Below are 14896 nucleotides of genomic sequence, written 5' to 3' on the forward strand. Positions count from 1 at the left end.
CTACGGAACCGCCTCGGGGCGCTCGTCCGGGGTGGCGTCCGGGGCGCTCCCCGGGGCGTGGTCCTCGGCGGCGAAGTGGCAGGCGCTCGGGTGCGCGGAGCCGTCGCGCGCCGCGAGCGCGGGCTCGTCGGCGGCGCAGACGTCGCGCGCCTTCCAGCAGCGGGTGCGGAACCGGCACCCGGACGGCGGGTCCAGCGGCGAGGGCGGCTCCCCCTCCAGCCGGAACCCCTCGGCGAAGCCCGGCGCGTCCGGGTCGGGGACGGGGACGGCCGACAGCAGCGCCTGCGTGTAGGGGTGGGTCGGGTGCTCGTAGATCTGCGCGCCGTCGCCGGTCTCCACGACCTTGCCGAGGTACATGACCGCGACGCGGTCGGAGATGTGGCGGACCGCCGCCAGGTCGTGCGCGATGAACACATACGCCACGCCCAGCTCGCGCTGGAGGCTCGCGAGCAGGTTCATGACCTGCGCCTGCACGGACACGTCCAGCGCCGACACCGGCTCGTCGCAGACGATCACGTCGGGGCGCAGCGCGAGGGCGCGGGCGATCCCGACGCGCTGGCGCTGCCCGCCGGAGAACTGGTGCGGGTAGCGGTTGACGTGGTCCGGGTCGAGGCCGACCAGCTCCAGCAGCTCCTGGACGCGGGCGCGCCGCTCCCCCTTGGGCGCCGCGTCGGGGTGGATCGCGAACGGCTCCCCCACGATGTCGCCGACCGTCATCCGGGGGTTGAGGGAGGAGTACGGGTCCTGCATCACCATCTGGACGCGGCGCCGCAGCGCGCGCAGCTCGCCCCGCGGCAGCGCGAAGACGTCGCGCCCCTCGAAGCGGACGGTCCCGGCGGTGGGGCGCTCGGCCGCGAGCAGCAGCTTGGCGAGCGTCGACTTCCCGCACCCCGACTCCCCGACGACGCCGAGCGTCTCGCCGCGCGCCAGCTCCAGGTCGACGCCGTCCACGGCCCGGACCTGCCCGACGGCCCGCTTCAGCAGCACCCCGCGGGTCACCGGGTAGTGCTTGACCAGGCCCTCCACCCGCAGGATGGGGTCCTCACTCGGCTGCGGCACCGTGCACCTCCGGGGCGAAGTGGCAGGCGGACTCGTGGCCGGGCGCGACGGTCACCAGCGGCGGCGGCTCCGCCGAGCACAGCGCCTCGGCGCGCGGGCAGCGCGGCGCGAACGCGCAGCCGGGCGGCAGCGCCGCCGGGTTCGGCGGCGCCCCCTTGATCGGGACGAGCGGCGCGCCGCGCCGGTCCAGGCGCGGCACCGAGGCCAGCAGCCCCCGCGTGTAGGGGTGGGCGGGCCGCGCGTACAGCTCCCGCGCGGGCGCCCGCTCGGCGACCGACCCCGCGTACATCACGACGATCCGGTCCGCGACGCCCGCGACGACCCCGAGGTCGTGGGTGATCAGCACCATGCCCATCCGCAGCTCGTCCTGGAGCGCCGCGAGCAGCCGCATGATCTGCGCCTGGACGGTCACGTCCAGCGCCGTGGTGGGCTCGTCGGCGATCAGCACGTCCGGCTCCAGCGCCAGCGCCATCGCGATCATGATGCGCTGGCGCATGCCGCCGGAGAACTGGTGCGGGTGGTCGCCGAGCCGCCTGGCCGCCGACGGGATCCGCACCCGCTCCATCAGCTCCACGGCCTTCGCCGTCGCCTCCTTGCGCCGCATGCCCCGGTGCACCTGGTACATCTCGCGGATCTGGTCGCCGACCGTGAACACCGGGTTCAACGCGGTCAGCGCGTCCTGGAAGATCATCGAGATGCGCTCGCCCCGGTAGGCGCGGCGGCGGCGCTCGGGCAGGCCGAGCAGCTCCTCGCCGCGCAGCCGCACCGACCCGCGCGCGATCCGCGCGGGCGGGGTGTCGAGGAGGCCCATGACGGCCTGCGCCGCCACGCTCTTGCCCGACCCCGACTCGCCGAGGATCGCGACCGTCTCGCCCTCGGCGAGGGTGTAGGACAGGCCGTTCACCGCCCGCACGTCCTGGCCCCGGACGTCGAACCGCACGTGCAGGTCGTCCACCGCGAGGAGCGGCGCGCCGTCTTTCCCCAGGTCCGTCGTCATCTCCGCCGTCATCTCCTGCTCACCGCAGCTTCGGGTCGAGGGCGTCGCGGACGGCGTCGCCGAGCATCAGGAAGCTCAGCACCGTGGCCGACAGCAGCACCGCGGGGAACACCAGCAGGTGGGGGTGGTCGACGAAGGCGTCCTTGGCCTGGTTGAGCTGGAGGCCCCACGACACCTGCGGGTACTGGAGGCCGACGCCGAGGAAGTCCAGCGTCGCCTCCCCGGCGATCACGTTCCCGACGTTGAGGGTCGCGACGACGACCACCGGGGCGAGCGCGTTCGGCAGGATGTGCCGGGCCATGATCCGCGCGTCGGACGCGCCGAGCAGCCGCGCGGCCTGCACGTAGTCGGCGTCCCTGACCGAGATGACCTGGCCGCGCATGATCCGGATCATCGTCGTCCAGCCGAGCAGCACCAGCACCAGCGTCATCGCGCCGACGCCGTGGCTCGGGAAGGCCACCAGGATCACGGTGGCGCCGAGCACGAACGGCAGCCCGAAGAACACGTCGGTGATCCTGGCGACCAGCGCGTCCAGCAGCCCGCCGTAATAGCCCGCGAGCATCCCGAACACCAGCGCGATCGCGAACGCGAACAACGTGACCGCGACGCCGATCAGCAGCGTCGGCCGGGCGCCGTGCACGACGTGCGCGTAGTAGTCGCAGCCCGCGAGGTCGGTGCCGAACCAGTGGCCGCCGGACGGGCCGAGCTTCGCGCTGTTCGGGTCGCAGCCCTCGTTGACTCCCTTGGAGGTGAACAGCCTCGGGACGGCCGCCATCACCGCGACCAGCGCGAGGAACACCGCCGACGCCCAGAACACCCAGCGGCGCCGCAGGTCGCGCCACGCGTCGTCCCACAGCGACGCCCGGCCGATCTCGCCGCCCGCGACGGCGAGCGCCGCCGCCGCGGGCTCGGCGGCCGCCACCGCCGGTTCGGGGCCCGGCACGCCCGGTTCATCGGTCTTCATCGCCCACGCCTCACCGCGCCCGCGCGCGCTCCGTCGGTCGCCCTCACCCGTGCCCTCACCCGTGCGGCCGCCCTCACTCGTACCTGATCCGGGGGTCCAGGAACCCGTACAGCAGGTCCACCAGCAGGTTGACGAGCAGGAAGATCAGCACCAGCACGGTGACCGCGCCGACCACGACCGGCCCCTCCTTGAGCTGGATCGACTGGAAAACCTGCTGCCCGATGCCGGGGAGGTTGAAGATCCCCTCGGTGACGACCGCGCCGCCCATCAGCGACCCGAAGTCCACGCCGAGGTAGGTCACGACGGGGATCAGCGAGTTGCGCAGCGCGTGCCGCCCGACGACCCGCGCCCGCGACAGCCCCTTGGCGTTCGCGGTCCGCACGTAGTCGGCGCGCAGGTTCTCGGCGAGGCTGGTGCGGGTGAGCCGCGCGACGTAGGAGAGCCCGAGCGAGCCGAGCACCATCCCGGGCAGCAGGTAGCTCATCGGCCAGCCGTCGTCGGTCCCGGCCGTGGGGAAGACCTTCCAGTGCAGGCCCAGCAGGATCTGCGCGGTGTAGCCGAGCACGAACACCGGCACCGCGATCAGCAGCGTCGTCCCGCCGAGGACGAGGGTGTCGGCGAGCCTCCCGCGCCGCAGGCCCGCCCACACGCCGAGCAGGAGCCCGAGGGCCAGCTCGAACAGCCAGGCGGTGACGGCGAGCTGCGCGGTCACCGTCCAGCGCCCCGAGAGCATCTCCGACACCTTCTGGCCCGTGTAGTTCTCGCCGAGGTTGCCCTGGAGCAGGCCCCACATGTACTTGCCGTACTGCACCAGCAGCGGGTCGTTGAGGTTGTAGCGCTCCCGCAGCGTCTGGAGGACGTTCTCCGGGATGGGCTTGTCCCCCGCGAGGGCCTGGATCGGGTCGCCCGGCAGGGCGAACACCATCGCGTAGATGAGCAGCGTCGTGCCGATGAAGACGGGGACCGCCTGGAGCAGCCGCCTGAGGACGTAGCGCCACATCGCCGGCTACTTCACGGTCACTTCGTAGGCGAGGAGACCCGTCGCGTACGGGGTGATGGTGACGTTGCCGACCCGGTCGGAGCGCCCGCCCTGGCCCGCCCACGTCCACAGCGGGATCATCGGCATCTCGCGGATCGCGACGTCCTCGGCCTGGTTGTAGAACCTGAGCGCCTCCTGCGGGTCGGCCGTCCGGTTCGCCTTGCCGACGAGGTCGTCGAACTCCTTGCTCGTCCACCCCATGCGGTTGGCGCTCGACAGCCACATGTTCTCCAGGTAGTTCTGGGCGCTCGGGTAGTCGGCCTCCCAGTTCTGCCGGTAGGGGCCCTTCTCGGTGCGCTTGTTCAGCATCCCGAAGTAGTCGGACGCGGGGACCTGCCGGAACTGGATGTCCTGGATGCCGAGGTTCTGGCGCAGCGAGTTCGCGACGATCTGCATCCACTGGTAGTAGGTCGGCTGTGCGTTGGAGAAGTACAGCTCCAGCGTCCCCTTGAACCCGCCCGACCTGGCGTACAGCTCCTTGGCCTTCGCCGGGTTGAAGGTGCACAGCTCGCCGCACGCGTTCGGCCGGTGCCCGGCGATGATCGCGGGGAGCAGCGAGTCGGCGGGGATGTAGTCGCCGTTGTAGACCGCCTTGTTGATGCCCTGCCGGTCGATCGCCATTGAGATCGCGCGCCGCAGGTCGGGGTTCGCGAACCGCTTGTCGAAGACCGGGAAGCCCAGGTAGTCGATCGTGCCCATCTTGCGCGGCAGGAACTTGTCGCCCAGCAGCCGCTTGGCCTCGGGCACCTTCCCGGCCGGGATCGTCTGGTAGACGTCGATGCGGCCCGCCCGCAGGTCGGTGTAGGCGGTGTCGGCGCTGGAGTAGCTCTTCCAGGTCACGCCCTTGTTCTTCGGCTTGCGCGGCCCGGTGTAACCGGGGTAGGCGACGAGTTTGATCTGCTTGTTGCGCTCCCACTTCCCGCTCATCATGTACGGGCCGTTGCCGATGGGGTGCTCCTCGAACGCGCGGAGGTCCTTCAGCCCGGCCTTCGGCATCGGCGCGAACGCCGGGTAGGTCAGCAGCAGCGGGAACTGGTTGAACGGGTCGTTGAGCGTGACCTTCAGCGTGTTCTGGTCGACCACCCGCACGCCCGACAGCGTGTCGGCCTCCGGCTTGGCGTTCTCGTCCTCGGGGTTCATCTCCGCGTACCCCTTGATGTGCGAGAAGTAGTCGTTGGCGTTGTAGGCGTGCGGACCGTAGGCGGCGTTGTTCCAGCCATCGGCGAAGCTGGCGGCGGTGACCGGCTCGCCGTTGTGGAACCTCCGGCCCGGTCTGACCTTGATCGTCCAGACCTTCTGGTCGTCGCTGGTGACCGACTCGGCCGCGAGGTTGTAGCCCTTGCCGTCCGGGGTGAGCCCCACGAGGTTGTCGAACAGGTTGCCGAGGACGTCGAAGGCGTAGCTGCTGGTGGTGTTGCCCGGCACGAGGTGGTCGGGCTCGGGGTGGCCGGCGGTGAACGTGCCGTCGCCCGCCTCCGCCCCGCCGCCGCCGCAGGCCGACAACCCGAGCGTGGCCGCCAGCGCCGCCGCGCCCAGCGCCGCCGTCGCGCGCCGGCCGCGCCTGCGCCGGTGGACGTCACGGCTCGCACCCCTGAGGCTGGTCATGCTCCTCCTCGTGCCCTGTCGCGTACGCGGCGTGGCATCCGCCCGCGCTCTTCAGATTGGTGGCAGCGTCGTACCGGCGGGATGATTTGGGTACGGCGCTGAACGATTCGAAACCGGATCGATACGTTCTTGATCATTGGTTGACAGAGGTCAGCGCGGGGGGAAAATGAAGGTTTGTTGCGAAAGGTGGGTATCGGCGTGACGGAACCGAAGGTGCGCGAGGACGTCGGGGCCGCTCCGGCGCCCAGGGCCGCCGAGGCGGCCGGGGCTGAGGCGGCCGGGGCTGAGGCGGCGGAGATCTGCTCCGCGCTGATCCGCATCGACACCACCAACCGGGGCGAGGGCGTGGCCCGTCCGGAGCGTCCGGCCGCCGAGTACGTCGCCGCGCTGCTGGACGAGGTGGGCGTCGCCGGCACGATCGTGGAGTCCGCCCCCGGCCGCGCCAGCCTGCTGGCGCGGATCCCGGGCACCGACCCCTCGCACCCGCCGTTCCTGATCCACGGGCATCTCGACGTGGTGCCCGCCGAGGCGTCGGAGTGGAGCGTTCCGCCCTTCTCGGGCGAGGTGCGGGACGGATGCGTGTGGGGGCGCGGCGCGGTCGACATGAAGGGCACGCTCGCGATGACGCTCGCGACCGTCCGGCGGCGGCTGCGCGAGGGCCGCCGCACCCGGGGCGACCTGGTGCTGGCCTTCCTCGCCGACGAGGAGTGCACGGGCGACCTCGGCTCCCGGTTCGTGGCCCGCGAGCACCCGGAGGTCTTCGAGGGGTGCACCGAGGCGATCAGCGAGTCGGGCGGCTTCAGCGTCCACGCGGGCGGCGCCCGGATCTATCCGATCGCGACCGGCGAGCGCGGCACGACCTGGATGCGGCTGACCGCGCACGGCACCGCGGGGCACGGCTCCAAGCCCGCGCCCGACAACCCGGTCGCCGAGATCGCGCACGCGGTCTCGCGCATCGCCTCCCACGAGTGGCCCGTCCGCCTGACGCCGGGCGTCCGGGCGCTGCTGGACGGCCTGGCCGCCGCGCTCGGCACCACGATCGACCACGACCGCCTCGACGAGGAGGCGCGGCGGCTCGGGCCGGCGGGGCGGCTGTTCGCGGGGACGATCCGCAACTCGGCCAACCCGACCCGGCTGGACGCCGGATACAAGATCAACGTCGTGCCGGGGACCGCGACCGCGCAGGTCGACGGCCGGTACCTGCCGGGCACCGGCGAGGAGTTCCTGGCCACGATCGACCGGCTGCTCGGCCCGAAGGTGACGCGCGAGTTCGTCAACTACGAGGAGGCGCCCGCCGCCGATCCGGCGGGCGCCACCTTCGCCGATCTCGCCGCCGCGCTCCGCGCCGAGGACCCGGCGGCGCGTCCCGTCCCGTATGTGATGCCGGGCGGTACCGACGCCAAGTCCTTCCACGGGCTCGGCATCGCGAGCTTCGGGTTCGCGCCGCTGTTCCTCGGCCCGGACCTGGACTACTTCGGCATGTTCCACGGGGTCGACGAGCGCGTCCCGCTGGACGGCCTGGCCTTCGGCACCCGCGTCCTGGACCGGTTCCTCGACACCCGCTGACCGGGCGCCCCCGCCGTCACTGCGACCTCTGGTAGCTGCGGAAGGAGAAGACCGCGAGCCCCACCGTCGCCGCCGCCAGCGCCAGCAGCGGGGCGGCGTGCCCCGCGACCGCGCCCCAGTCCGGGTCGTCGGCGAGCGCCGCGCGTCCGGCGTCCAGGGCCCAGCTCACCGGGTTCCCGGACGCGACGTGCCGCATCCAGCCCGGCATCAGGCCCTTGGCCATGAACGCCGAGGACAGGAACGTCAGCGGGAGCAGCAGCATCACGTTCAGCATGATGATGGTGTTCCGGTCGCGCACCAGCAGCGCGAGCGTGGTGGACAGCTCGGCGAGCACGACGCCGATCAGCACCGACGCCGCGACGAGGATCGGCAGCCCGGCGGCGGCGCCCGGGTAGTGCGCGCCGCCGGCCCAGCCGAGCGCGATGATGACCAGCGACTGGAACGCGGTGCTGAGCGCCTGCTCGATCACGCCCGCGTTGGCGAGCGCGCTCCGCCGCACCGGGGTGACCAGGAACCGGTTGAGGGTGCCGCGCTCGATCTCGTCGAGCGTGGCCATCCCGGCGAAGGAGTTCAGCGACACCGCGTTCATGATCACGACGCCGGGGACGAGGTAGTCCAGGTAGGACCCGGCGCCGAAGCCGGGCAGCTCCACGACCCGCTTGAAGAGCTGGCCGAACAGGAACAGCCAGATGACCGGCTGGGCGAGCGACATGATCAGCATCGCGGGGTTGCGGACGAGCGCGGACAGCCGGCGGTGCGTCATCCACCAGGTCCCGGCGATCAGGGCGGTCATCGGGCGCCTCCCGTGGCGGCGGGCTCGGTGGCCGCGTCGGCGGTGCCCGCGGTGTCGGCCTGGGCGAAGCGGCGGCCCGCGTAGCGCAGGTAGACGTCGTCCAGGGACGGCCGCGCGACGGTCACCGCGGCGGCCGGCACCCCGGCCTGGTCGAGCGCGGCGAGGACGGCGGGCACGGCGGCGGCGCCGTCGTCGGCGCGCGCGCTGAGCCGCGGGCCGTCCAGGACCACGTCGCGGAGGCCGGGCAGCCGGCCGAGCGCGGCCCGCACCGGCGCCTCCTCGGGGGTCTCGCCCCACTCCAGGTGGACGGCGTCGCCGCGCAGCTCGCCCTTCAGCGCGTCCGGCGTGCCCTCGGCGACGACACCGCCCCGGTCGACGATGGCCAGCCGCCGCGCGAGCCGGTCGGCCTCGTCCAGGTAGTGGGTGGTGAGCAGGATCGCCAGGGCCTCGTCCCCGGCGAGGGCGGCGATCTCCGCCCACATCGACGCGCGCGCCTCCGGGTCGAGGCCGGTGGTGGGCTCGTCCAGGAACAGCACGCGCGGCCGGTGGACGAGGCCGAGCGCCACGTCCAGCCGCCGCCGCGTCCCCCCGGAATAGGTCTTCACCTTGCGGGAGGCCACCTCCCCCAGCCCGAACCGCTCCAGCAGCTCCTCGGCGCGGCGGCGGGCCTGCGCGCCGCCCGTCCCGTACAGCCGGGCCTGCAGGACGAGGTTCTCGCGGCCGGTGGCCTCGGGGTCGGCGCCCGAGCGCTGCGACACGACGCCGATGACGCGGCGGACCCGGTCGGGGCGGCGGAGCACGTCGTGCCCGGCCACCGCCGCCGTGCCGGCGTCCGGCCTGACCAGCGTGGTGAGGATCTTGACGGTGGTGGACTTGCCGGCGCCGTTCGGGCCGAGCAGCCCGAGGATCTCGCCCTGCCCGAGGGTGATCGACAGTCCGTCCAGGGCCCGGACGTCGCCGGGGTAGTTCTTCACGAGGCCGTCGGCCTCGATGGCGTGAGCCATGGTCTCCTCCGTTGTCCGCGGAGGGCCCCGGGCTAGGCTGTGACTGCGGTCTCGCCGCCGGGGCCCGCTCCGCGAGCGGGTCGGGTGGTGGGTTCCCGGCCCCGGCGGAGGTGTTGCCGCACCTCCGCCGGGGCCCTTCTTCGGCTACTCCTCGGCGCCCCTCTCCGCCAGCTCCGCCATCTCGGGCGGTATCTCGCCGGTCTCGTGGAAGGCGCGCCACAGGTCCAGGCCCTGCAACGTGCCCGCGGCGATGTCGGCCAGCAGGGCGCGCACCCAGGCGGCCTCCGCCCTGCGCATGGCCAGCTCGTACTCGGACTCGATGAGGAAGACGCGGGGGACGTCCGCCGCGTCCGCGAGCGCCGCGTCCTGCTCGGCGATCTCCCGCTCCAGCGTGCCGAGCCGGCGCCGCATCAGCTCCGACGCCTCGTCCGGGCCGAGCGCGCCGAGCACCGAGAGCGCGGCGACGAAGCGCGGGGACTCGCGCTCGGGGACCGCGACCAGCTCGCGGACCCAGTCGGCGAGCTCCTCGCGCCCGGCGTCGGTGATGCGGTAGACGGTCCGCTCCGGCCGCGCCCCCTCGCGCACGCTCCCCTCGACGGCGAGGAAGCCGTGCTTCTCCAGGTTGCGGACGACGGTGTAGAGCGTCCCCCACTTGATGTCGATGTCGCGGTCCTTGCCCCGGGCGCGCATCAGCGAGGCCATCTCGTACGGGTGCATCGGCCTGGCGGTGACCGTCGAGAGCACGGCGAGGGCGAGGAGGTTGCCCACCTTGCGCCGCTTGGCCATCTCAGCTCCTCGGATACGAATACTCGTTGGCGAGTATAGGCACGGCGCCCGGTCCTCGTCCAGCGGGCGCGGAGCGGGTAGAGACCGGTCGTGGACTTCTCCAGCGCCGCCGGGGAGCTGTACGGCGTCACCCCGGACGAGTTCGTGGCGGTCAGGACCCGGCTGTCGCGGCGGGCCAGGGACGAGGGCGACGCCGCGCTCGCCAAGCGCCTCGGCGCGCTGCGCCGCCCGACGCTCCCGGCGTGGGCGGTCAACCAGCTCGCCCGCTCCGCCGCGGACGACCTCGGCCGCCTGCTGGACGTCGGCGGGGAGATCCGGGCGGCGTGGGGGTCGGGCGGCCTCGGCGACCTGGAGCGGCGCCGGGCGGGGCTCGTCCGCGACCTGGTGCGGACGGCGGGCGAGCTGGCCTCGGCGGCGGGCCGTCCGCTGCGCGACCAGGCCGTCCGGGAGGTCGAGGACACGCTCCAGGCCGCGACCGTCGACCCGGACGTCGCGGACGAGGTCCGCGAGGGCCGCCTCGCGCAGCCGCGCAGCCACAGCGGCTTCGGCCCGGTGGGCTTCCCCACGCCCGCCGAGAGGGCGGCGCGGCCCCGGAAGGCGCCCGCGAAGGACGAGCGCGCCGGGACGCGGCGGAAGCGGGCCGAGGCCGAGAAGCCCAAGCCGAGGCCCGAACCGAAACCCGAGCCCAAGCCGGAGCCCAAGCCGAGTGCGGCGCGGGTGCGGCGGGCGGAGACGCTGCGCAGGCGCGCCGACGAGGCGGAGGCCGCGCTCGCCGGGCACCGGGAGCGGGCCGCGGAGGCGAGGGCGGCGGCCGGGTCGGCGGCCGGCGAGGTGGGGCGGCTGCGGCACGAGCTGGAGCGGGCCGTCGCCGACCGCGACGCGGCGGAGCACCGGGCCGAGCGGGCCGAGCGGGCCCTCTCCCGCGCCGAGGACGCGGCGCGGGAGGCGCGCGCGGCGGCCGACGCGGCCGGCTCCGCCGCCGGGGGCCGAGGTCAGCCGGGGCGGCCCGCCGGGTCCCGCCCGAGGTAGGCGAGCAGCCGCTCGCCCGCCCCGGCCGTGCCGGGCACCGGGACGGGCGGGGCGAACAGCCCGTGCCGGGTGGCGCCGGAGACCAGCGTCGGCGCGAGTTCCAGCAGGGCCCCGGCGAGCGCGGGCGGGACGGGGCGGGGCCGGCCGGCGGCCTGCGCGACGTCCCAGCCGTGCACGGCGATCTCGATGGCGCCCGTCCCGGCGACGAGGTCCGCGCAGAGGGCGGATCCGCCGACGGTGACCGGGCCGGGGGCCTCCGTCCAGGCGCCGAGGAGCCGCTCCGCGCCCTCGCGGAACACCGCGATCGGCTCCTTCCCCTCCTCCGGCCCCGCCTCCGGGCGCGGGACGAGGCGGACGCGGCCGGTGTCGACGGCCTCCAGCAGCGCCGCCAGCGACTCGCCGGTGTGCCGCAGCAGCGTTTCGAGGTCCCAGCCCCGGCAGGGCGTCGGACGGCCCAGGGCCGCGGGCGTCACGTCCTCCAGCGCGCGCAGCGCGTACCCGATCGCCTCCTCCAGGAGTGCGGGTCCCCGCCCCTCCGGCGGCCTCGTCGACGCCGCCGTGTCCACCGAGCCCATACGCCCTCATCTCCTCGGGGTTTCCGTCCCTCACAGGAACCGACCGTCCGGAGGCCCGGAAGTCACCGCCGCCGGACCGATGAGTTCGCGAGCGCCCCCGAGTCTGTATCCGATGACGGCGCAAGGAACCCGATTCCGGACGGAGGACCAGGCATGACTCTCCCCGACGTGGTGTCCCGCGAGGAGTGGACCGCCGCGCGCAAGGCGCTGCTCGCGAAGGAGAAGGAGCTCACCCGGGCCCGCGACGCGCTCAACACCGAGCGCCGCCGCATGCCGATGGTCCGGATCGAGGAGGACTACGCCTTCGAGGGGCCGGACGGCCGGGCGAGCCTGCTCGACCTCTTCGAGGGGCGGTCCCAGCTCATCGTGGGCCACGTCATGTGGGACCCGTCGTGGGAGCGCGCCTGCCGGAGCTGCTCGTCGGGGCTGGCGGAGATCTCCGTCGGGCACCTGCGCCACCTGCACGACCGCGACACCACCTACGCCGCGGTGTCGCGCGCCCCGCAGGCGAAGATCGGGCCGTTCCGGGCCGGGATGGGCTGGGTGTTCCCCTGGTACTCCTCGTTCGGAAGCCGGTTCAACCACGACTTCCACGTGACGATCGACGGGTCGGTCGCGCCGGAGGAGTACAACTACCGCTCGATCGAGGAGTTCGAGCGGGCGGGGACGTCCTTCGGGGACGAGCGCCCGCTGGAGATGCCCGGCACGAGCTGCTTCCTGCGCGACGGCGACACCGTCTACCACACGTATTCCATGTACGCGCGCGGCGCCGAGCAGGTCGGCGGCTCCTACTACTTCCTCGATCTGACGGCCCTCGGCCGCCAGGAGCCGTGGGAGAGGCCCGAGGGACGCGGCTCGGGCGGCGTCGCGGCGGGCGGCAGGCTCCCCTACCCCGACGAGTACGACGACGAGTACTCCTGACGCCTCGTCGGGCACCGACCTGACCCGGGCACCGCCGCGCCTTCCCACCGGCGCCCGCCCCCGGCGGGGCGCCGAACGCGGCGGCCGGCGGCCGTGTGGTGGCCCGCACGGGGGAGCCACCACACGGCCGCCGATCACCTCAGGCGGAGCCGCCGGTCACCGCGCGCAGAGCGCGTCGCGGACGACCACCCCGGCCGCCAGGTCCTCGCGGTCCCCGGCGTCGCCGTCGAGCTGCGTCGAGACGTTGACCGTGACGGCGCGGCGCCCGTCCGGGGTGACGCCGCCGCGGGTCATGTAGCCGGGCGTGTCGCCGCCGTGCCCCCAGTACCCGGCCTTGGAGCAGCCCAGCGGGAACCACATCAGGCCGAGGCCGTACCGGCTGCCGGCGAGGGACCCGTCCAGGTCGTCCGGGACGGTCCGGCGCATCTCGGCGAACTCGGCGGGCCGCAGCAGCCGCCCGCCGAACAGCGCCCGGAGGAACCGGTTGTGGTCGGCGGCGGTCGTGACCAGGTTGCCCGCCGAGGACGCCCAGCTGTAGTCCATCGCGGTGGCGTCCAGCAGCGGGCCGCCGTCCTCGAACTGCTGGTAGCCGCGCGGGTGCCGGCCGGGGAACTCCACGCCGTGCGCGAACGCGGTGTGCGTGAGGCCGAGCGGCCGGACGATCCGCCGCATGACCTCCTCGTCCCACCGGTGCCCCGTGACCCGCTCCACGATCATCCCGGCGAGGACGTAGCCGGTGTTGCAGTACGACCACCTGGGGTTCCCGTCCGGCCCGGTCTCGCCCGGCTCGAACTCCGGGCGGTGCCGCAGCGCCAGCCCCACCAGCCGCTCGGAGGTGTAGTGGTCGAACCGGTGGGCGTCGAGGTCCTCCCGCGTCTCGAACGGGAGGTCGTGGGTGTAGTTGTAGAGCCCGCTCGTGTGCTGGAGCAGGTTCCGGACCGTGATCTTCCGCCCGTCGTTGCCGTTGCCCCGGACGAGGCTGGGCAGCCACCGGTCGACGGTGTCCTCCAGGCTCATCCGCCCCTCCCCGACGAGCTGGAGGACGACGGTGGCCACGTACGTCTTGGTGTTGCTGCCGCCCCGGAACGACGCGCCCCGGGGGATCGGGCGCCCGGTGCGGACGTCCATGACGCCGGCGCGGGCCTCCTCCGTCCCGCCCGGCGTGCTCGTCTCCGCCAGGACGCCGGTCACCCCGGCGGCCCTGACCGCGTCCACGTCCCGCTGGAGCGTCGTCCCACCGGGCGACGCGGCGGCCACTCCCGTTCCCGCGAGGAGCGCCACGGCCCCGACTCCCGCGGCGACGCCCCGGCGGGCCCTGCTGAGCGTGCTCAATGTCTTCTCCCTCTGGTGCTCCACGCCGCCCGGAGATCACGCTAGGCAGGCGCCCGCGCCCGCACGACGGGGCCAGCCGGTGTCCGCAAGGTGGGGTGTGCACCCTGGACCCCGCCCCCCGGATCCCGGACCGCGCGAAGTTACGCTGAGACTCCGGCCCCCGGCGGAAGGATCGGCCATGACGCTCGCCACGGAGTCAACCGAGCCCACCAAGCCCACCGAGCCCGCGAGGTTCACGGAGATCACCTCGGCGGAGGAGCTGCGCGCCCTGCTCGGCACCCCGCTCCGGCGCGCGCTCGACAAGGAGCGCGCCACCCTGCACGCGTGGGACCGGGAGTGGCTGCGCCTGTCGCCGTTCTGCCTCATCTCGACCAGCGACGCCGACGGCAACTGCGACGTCTCCCCCAAGGGCGACCCGCCCGGGTTCACGCTCGTCCTGGACGACACGACGATCGTGATCCCCGAGCGTCCGGGCAACCGCCGCGCCGACGGCTACATGAACGTCCTCGGCAACCCGCACGTCGGGCTCGTCTACCTGATCCCCGGCCGCCGCGAGACGCTGCGGATCAACGGCCGCGCCCGGATCCTGCGCGACGCGCCGTTCTTCGACGAGATGGTCGTCAAGGGGCACCGGCCGGAGCTGGCCCTGCTCGTGGAGATCGAGCAGATCTTCTTCCACTGCGCGAAGGCGCTGATGCGCTCCAAACTGTGGATGCCGGAGTCATGGGAGCCGGACGCGCTGCCCTCGCAGGCCCGGATCGTCAAGGACGTCCAGTACACCGAGGAGACCCTGGAGCAGATGGAGCAGCGCTACGGCCCCGCCTACGCCGACGCGCTCTACAAGGGCAGCTACGAAGGCGGCCGGCCCTCCAGCTGAGCACGGCGCGCCCGGCGCGCCGGGCATGGCGGGCACGGCGGAACAGGCCGACGGGCCCCGCGCCTGGCGTGCGCGGGGCCCGTCGGCCTGGCGGCCTGTCCCGGCCGCTCCCTCGTGTCCGCGGGCGGGTGGCCCCGGGCGCGCTCAGCCGCTCTTGCGGCGGAACTGGCGCTGGTGGTCGGCGCGGTCGTGGGTGCCACGCACCTTCGACCCGTTCCGGCCGTCCCCGCCCGCGTTCTTCTCGGCCGCCGCTCCGCGCTTGCGCTCCAGGGCCTCCCGGAACCTGCGCTTCACGTCGTCCTCGTTGCCGTCCTTCTCTCCTGAGTCGGCCATGCGGACCTCCAGCCGT

15 protein-coding genes are annotated in these 14896 nt (G+C 73.9%); 4 read left to right on the forward strand and 11 right to left on the reverse strand.

What is annotated here, in order from left to right; all coding sequences use genetic code 11:
• The 5 genes from KLI87_RS38855 to KLI87_RS38875 form a co-directional block, all read right to left on the reverse strand.
• On the reverse strand, positions 1 to 1059 hold the full coding sequence (locus KLI87_RS38855) for an ABC transporter ATP-binding protein (protein ID WP_214620980.1): 1059 nt from the start codon (positions 1057 to 1059) through the stop codon (positions 1 to 3).
• The gene (locus KLI87_RS38860; RefSeq protein WP_214620981.1) at positions 1043 to 2056 is read right to left on the reverse strand and encodes an ABC transporter ATP-binding protein; all 1014 of its coding nucleotides are present in this window, start codon (positions 2054 to 2056) and stop codon (positions 1043 to 1045) included. The genes KLI87_RS38855 and KLI87_RS38860 overlap by 17 nt, the downstream gene beginning before the upstream one ends.
• Before the next feature lie 19 nt (positions 2057 to 2075).
• On the reverse strand, positions 2076 to 3020 hold the full coding sequence (locus KLI87_RS38865) for an ABC transporter permease (RefSeq protein WP_214620982.1): 945 nt from the start codon (positions 3018 to 3020) through the stop codon (positions 2076 to 2078).
• Positions 3021 to 3093: 73 nt separating this feature from the next.
• Positions 3094 to 4020 carry an ABC transporter permease gene (locus KLI87_RS38870; protein ID WP_156221671.1) on the reverse strand — a complete coding sequence of 309 codons (927 nt, stop codon included), beginning with the start codon at positions 4018 to 4020 and terminating at the stop codon, positions 3094 to 3096.
• Between the two features lie 6 nt (positions 4021 to 4026).
• Positions 4027 to 5664: an ABC transporter substrate-binding protein gene (locus KLI87_RS38875; RefSeq protein WP_214620983.1), complete on the reverse strand. Its 1638-nt coding sequence runs from the start codon at positions 5662 to 5664 to the stop codon at positions 4027 to 4029.
• Between the two features lie 198 nt (positions 5665 to 5862).
• Between KLI87_RS38875 and KLI87_RS38880 the strand changes: the two genes are divergently transcribed.
• The gene (locus KLI87_RS38880; RefSeq protein ID WP_308166555.1) at positions 5863 to 7230 is read left to right on the forward strand and encodes a M20/M25/M40 family metallo-hydrolase; all 1368 of its coding nucleotides are present in this window, start codon (positions 5863 to 5865) and stop codon (positions 7228 to 7230) included.
• Between the two features lie 16 nt (positions 7231 to 7246).
• Here KLI87_RS38880 and KLI87_RS38885 read toward each other — a convergent pair whose 3' ends face one another.
• The 3 genes from KLI87_RS38885 to KLI87_RS38895 all read right to left on the reverse strand — a co-directional run bounded on the left by KLI87_RS38885 (position 7247) and on the right by KLI87_RS38895 (position 9813).
• Entirely contained in the window at positions 7247 to 8023 is a 777-nt protein-coding gene (locus KLI87_RS38885) for an ABC transporter permease (protein ID WP_156221665.1), read from the reverse strand.
• On the reverse strand, positions 8020 to 9027 hold the full coding sequence (locus KLI87_RS38890) for an ATP-binding cassette domain-containing protein (protein WP_214620984.1): 1008 nt from the start codon (positions 9025 to 9027) through the stop codon (positions 8020 to 8022). The genes KLI87_RS38885 and KLI87_RS38890 overlap by 4 nt, the downstream gene beginning before the upstream one ends.
• Before the next feature lie 144 nt (positions 9028 to 9171).
• Positions 9172 to 9813 carry a PadR family transcriptional regulator gene (locus KLI87_RS38895; RefSeq protein ID WP_156221661.1) on the reverse strand — a complete coding sequence of 214 codons (642 nt, stop codon included), beginning with the start codon at positions 9811 to 9813 and terminating at the stop codon, positions 9172 to 9174.
• A 90-nt stretch (positions 9814 to 9903) separates the two neighbouring features.
• On the opposite strand from KLI87_RS38895, the gene KLI87_RS38900 reads away from it, so the two are divergent.
• Entirely contained in the window at positions 9904 to 10842 is a 939-nt protein-coding gene (locus KLI87_RS38900; RefSeq protein ID WP_214620985.1) for a hypothetical protein, read from the forward strand.
• On the opposite strand, the gene KLI87_RS38905 is transcribed toward KLI87_RS38900, so the two are convergent.
• The gene (locus tag KLI87_RS38905) at positions 10806 to 11417 is read right to left on the reverse strand and encodes a TIGR03086 family metal-binding protein (RefSeq protein WP_156221657.1); all 612 of its coding nucleotides are present in this window, start codon (positions 11415 to 11417) and stop codon (positions 10806 to 10808) included. The two genes, KLI87_RS38900 and KLI87_RS38905, sit on opposite strands and share 37 nt — an antisense overlap.
• 153 nt (positions 11418 to 11570) lie before the next feature.
• On the opposite strand from KLI87_RS38905, the gene KLI87_RS38910 reads away from it, so the two are divergent.
• Positions 11571 to 12338, forward strand: coding sequence for a DUF899 domain-containing protein (locus KLI87_RS38910; protein ID WP_214620986.1), 768 nt, complete (start codon positions 11571 to 11573; stop codon positions 12336 to 12338).
• A gap of 156 nt (positions 12339 to 12494) precedes the next feature.
• Here the strand turns inward: KLI87_RS38910 and KLI87_RS38915 are convergent, their stop codons facing one another.
• The gene (locus KLI87_RS38915) at positions 12495 to 13670 is read right to left on the reverse strand and encodes a serine hydrolase (protein ID WP_214620987.1); all 1176 of its coding nucleotides are present in this window, start codon (positions 13668 to 13670) and stop codon (positions 12495 to 12497) included.
• 178 nt (positions 13671 to 13848) lie between these two features.
• Between KLI87_RS38915 and KLI87_RS38920 the strand changes: the two genes are divergently transcribed.
• A complete protein-coding gene (locus KLI87_RS38920) occupies positions 13849 to 14547 on the forward strand; it encodes a pyridoxamine 5'-phosphate oxidase family protein (protein ID WP_214620988.1) in 699 nt (232 codons plus the stop codon).
• 144 nt (positions 14548 to 14691) lie between these two features.
• On the opposite strand, the gene KLI87_RS38925 is transcribed toward KLI87_RS38920, so the two are convergent.
• Entirely contained in the window at positions 14692 to 14880 is a 189-nt protein-coding gene (locus KLI87_RS38925) for a DUF5302 domain-containing protein (RefSeq protein ID WP_156221649.1), read from the reverse strand.
• Positions 14881 to 14896 lie beyond the last annotated feature (16 nt).

Origin of the sequence: Actinomadura sp. NEAU-AAG7 (assembly GCF_018603865.1) — a bacterium.
In the GTDB taxonomy this organism is placed as follows: Bacteria; Actinomycetota; Actinomycetes; order Streptosporangiales; family Streptosporangiaceae; genus Spirillospora; species Spirillospora litoris.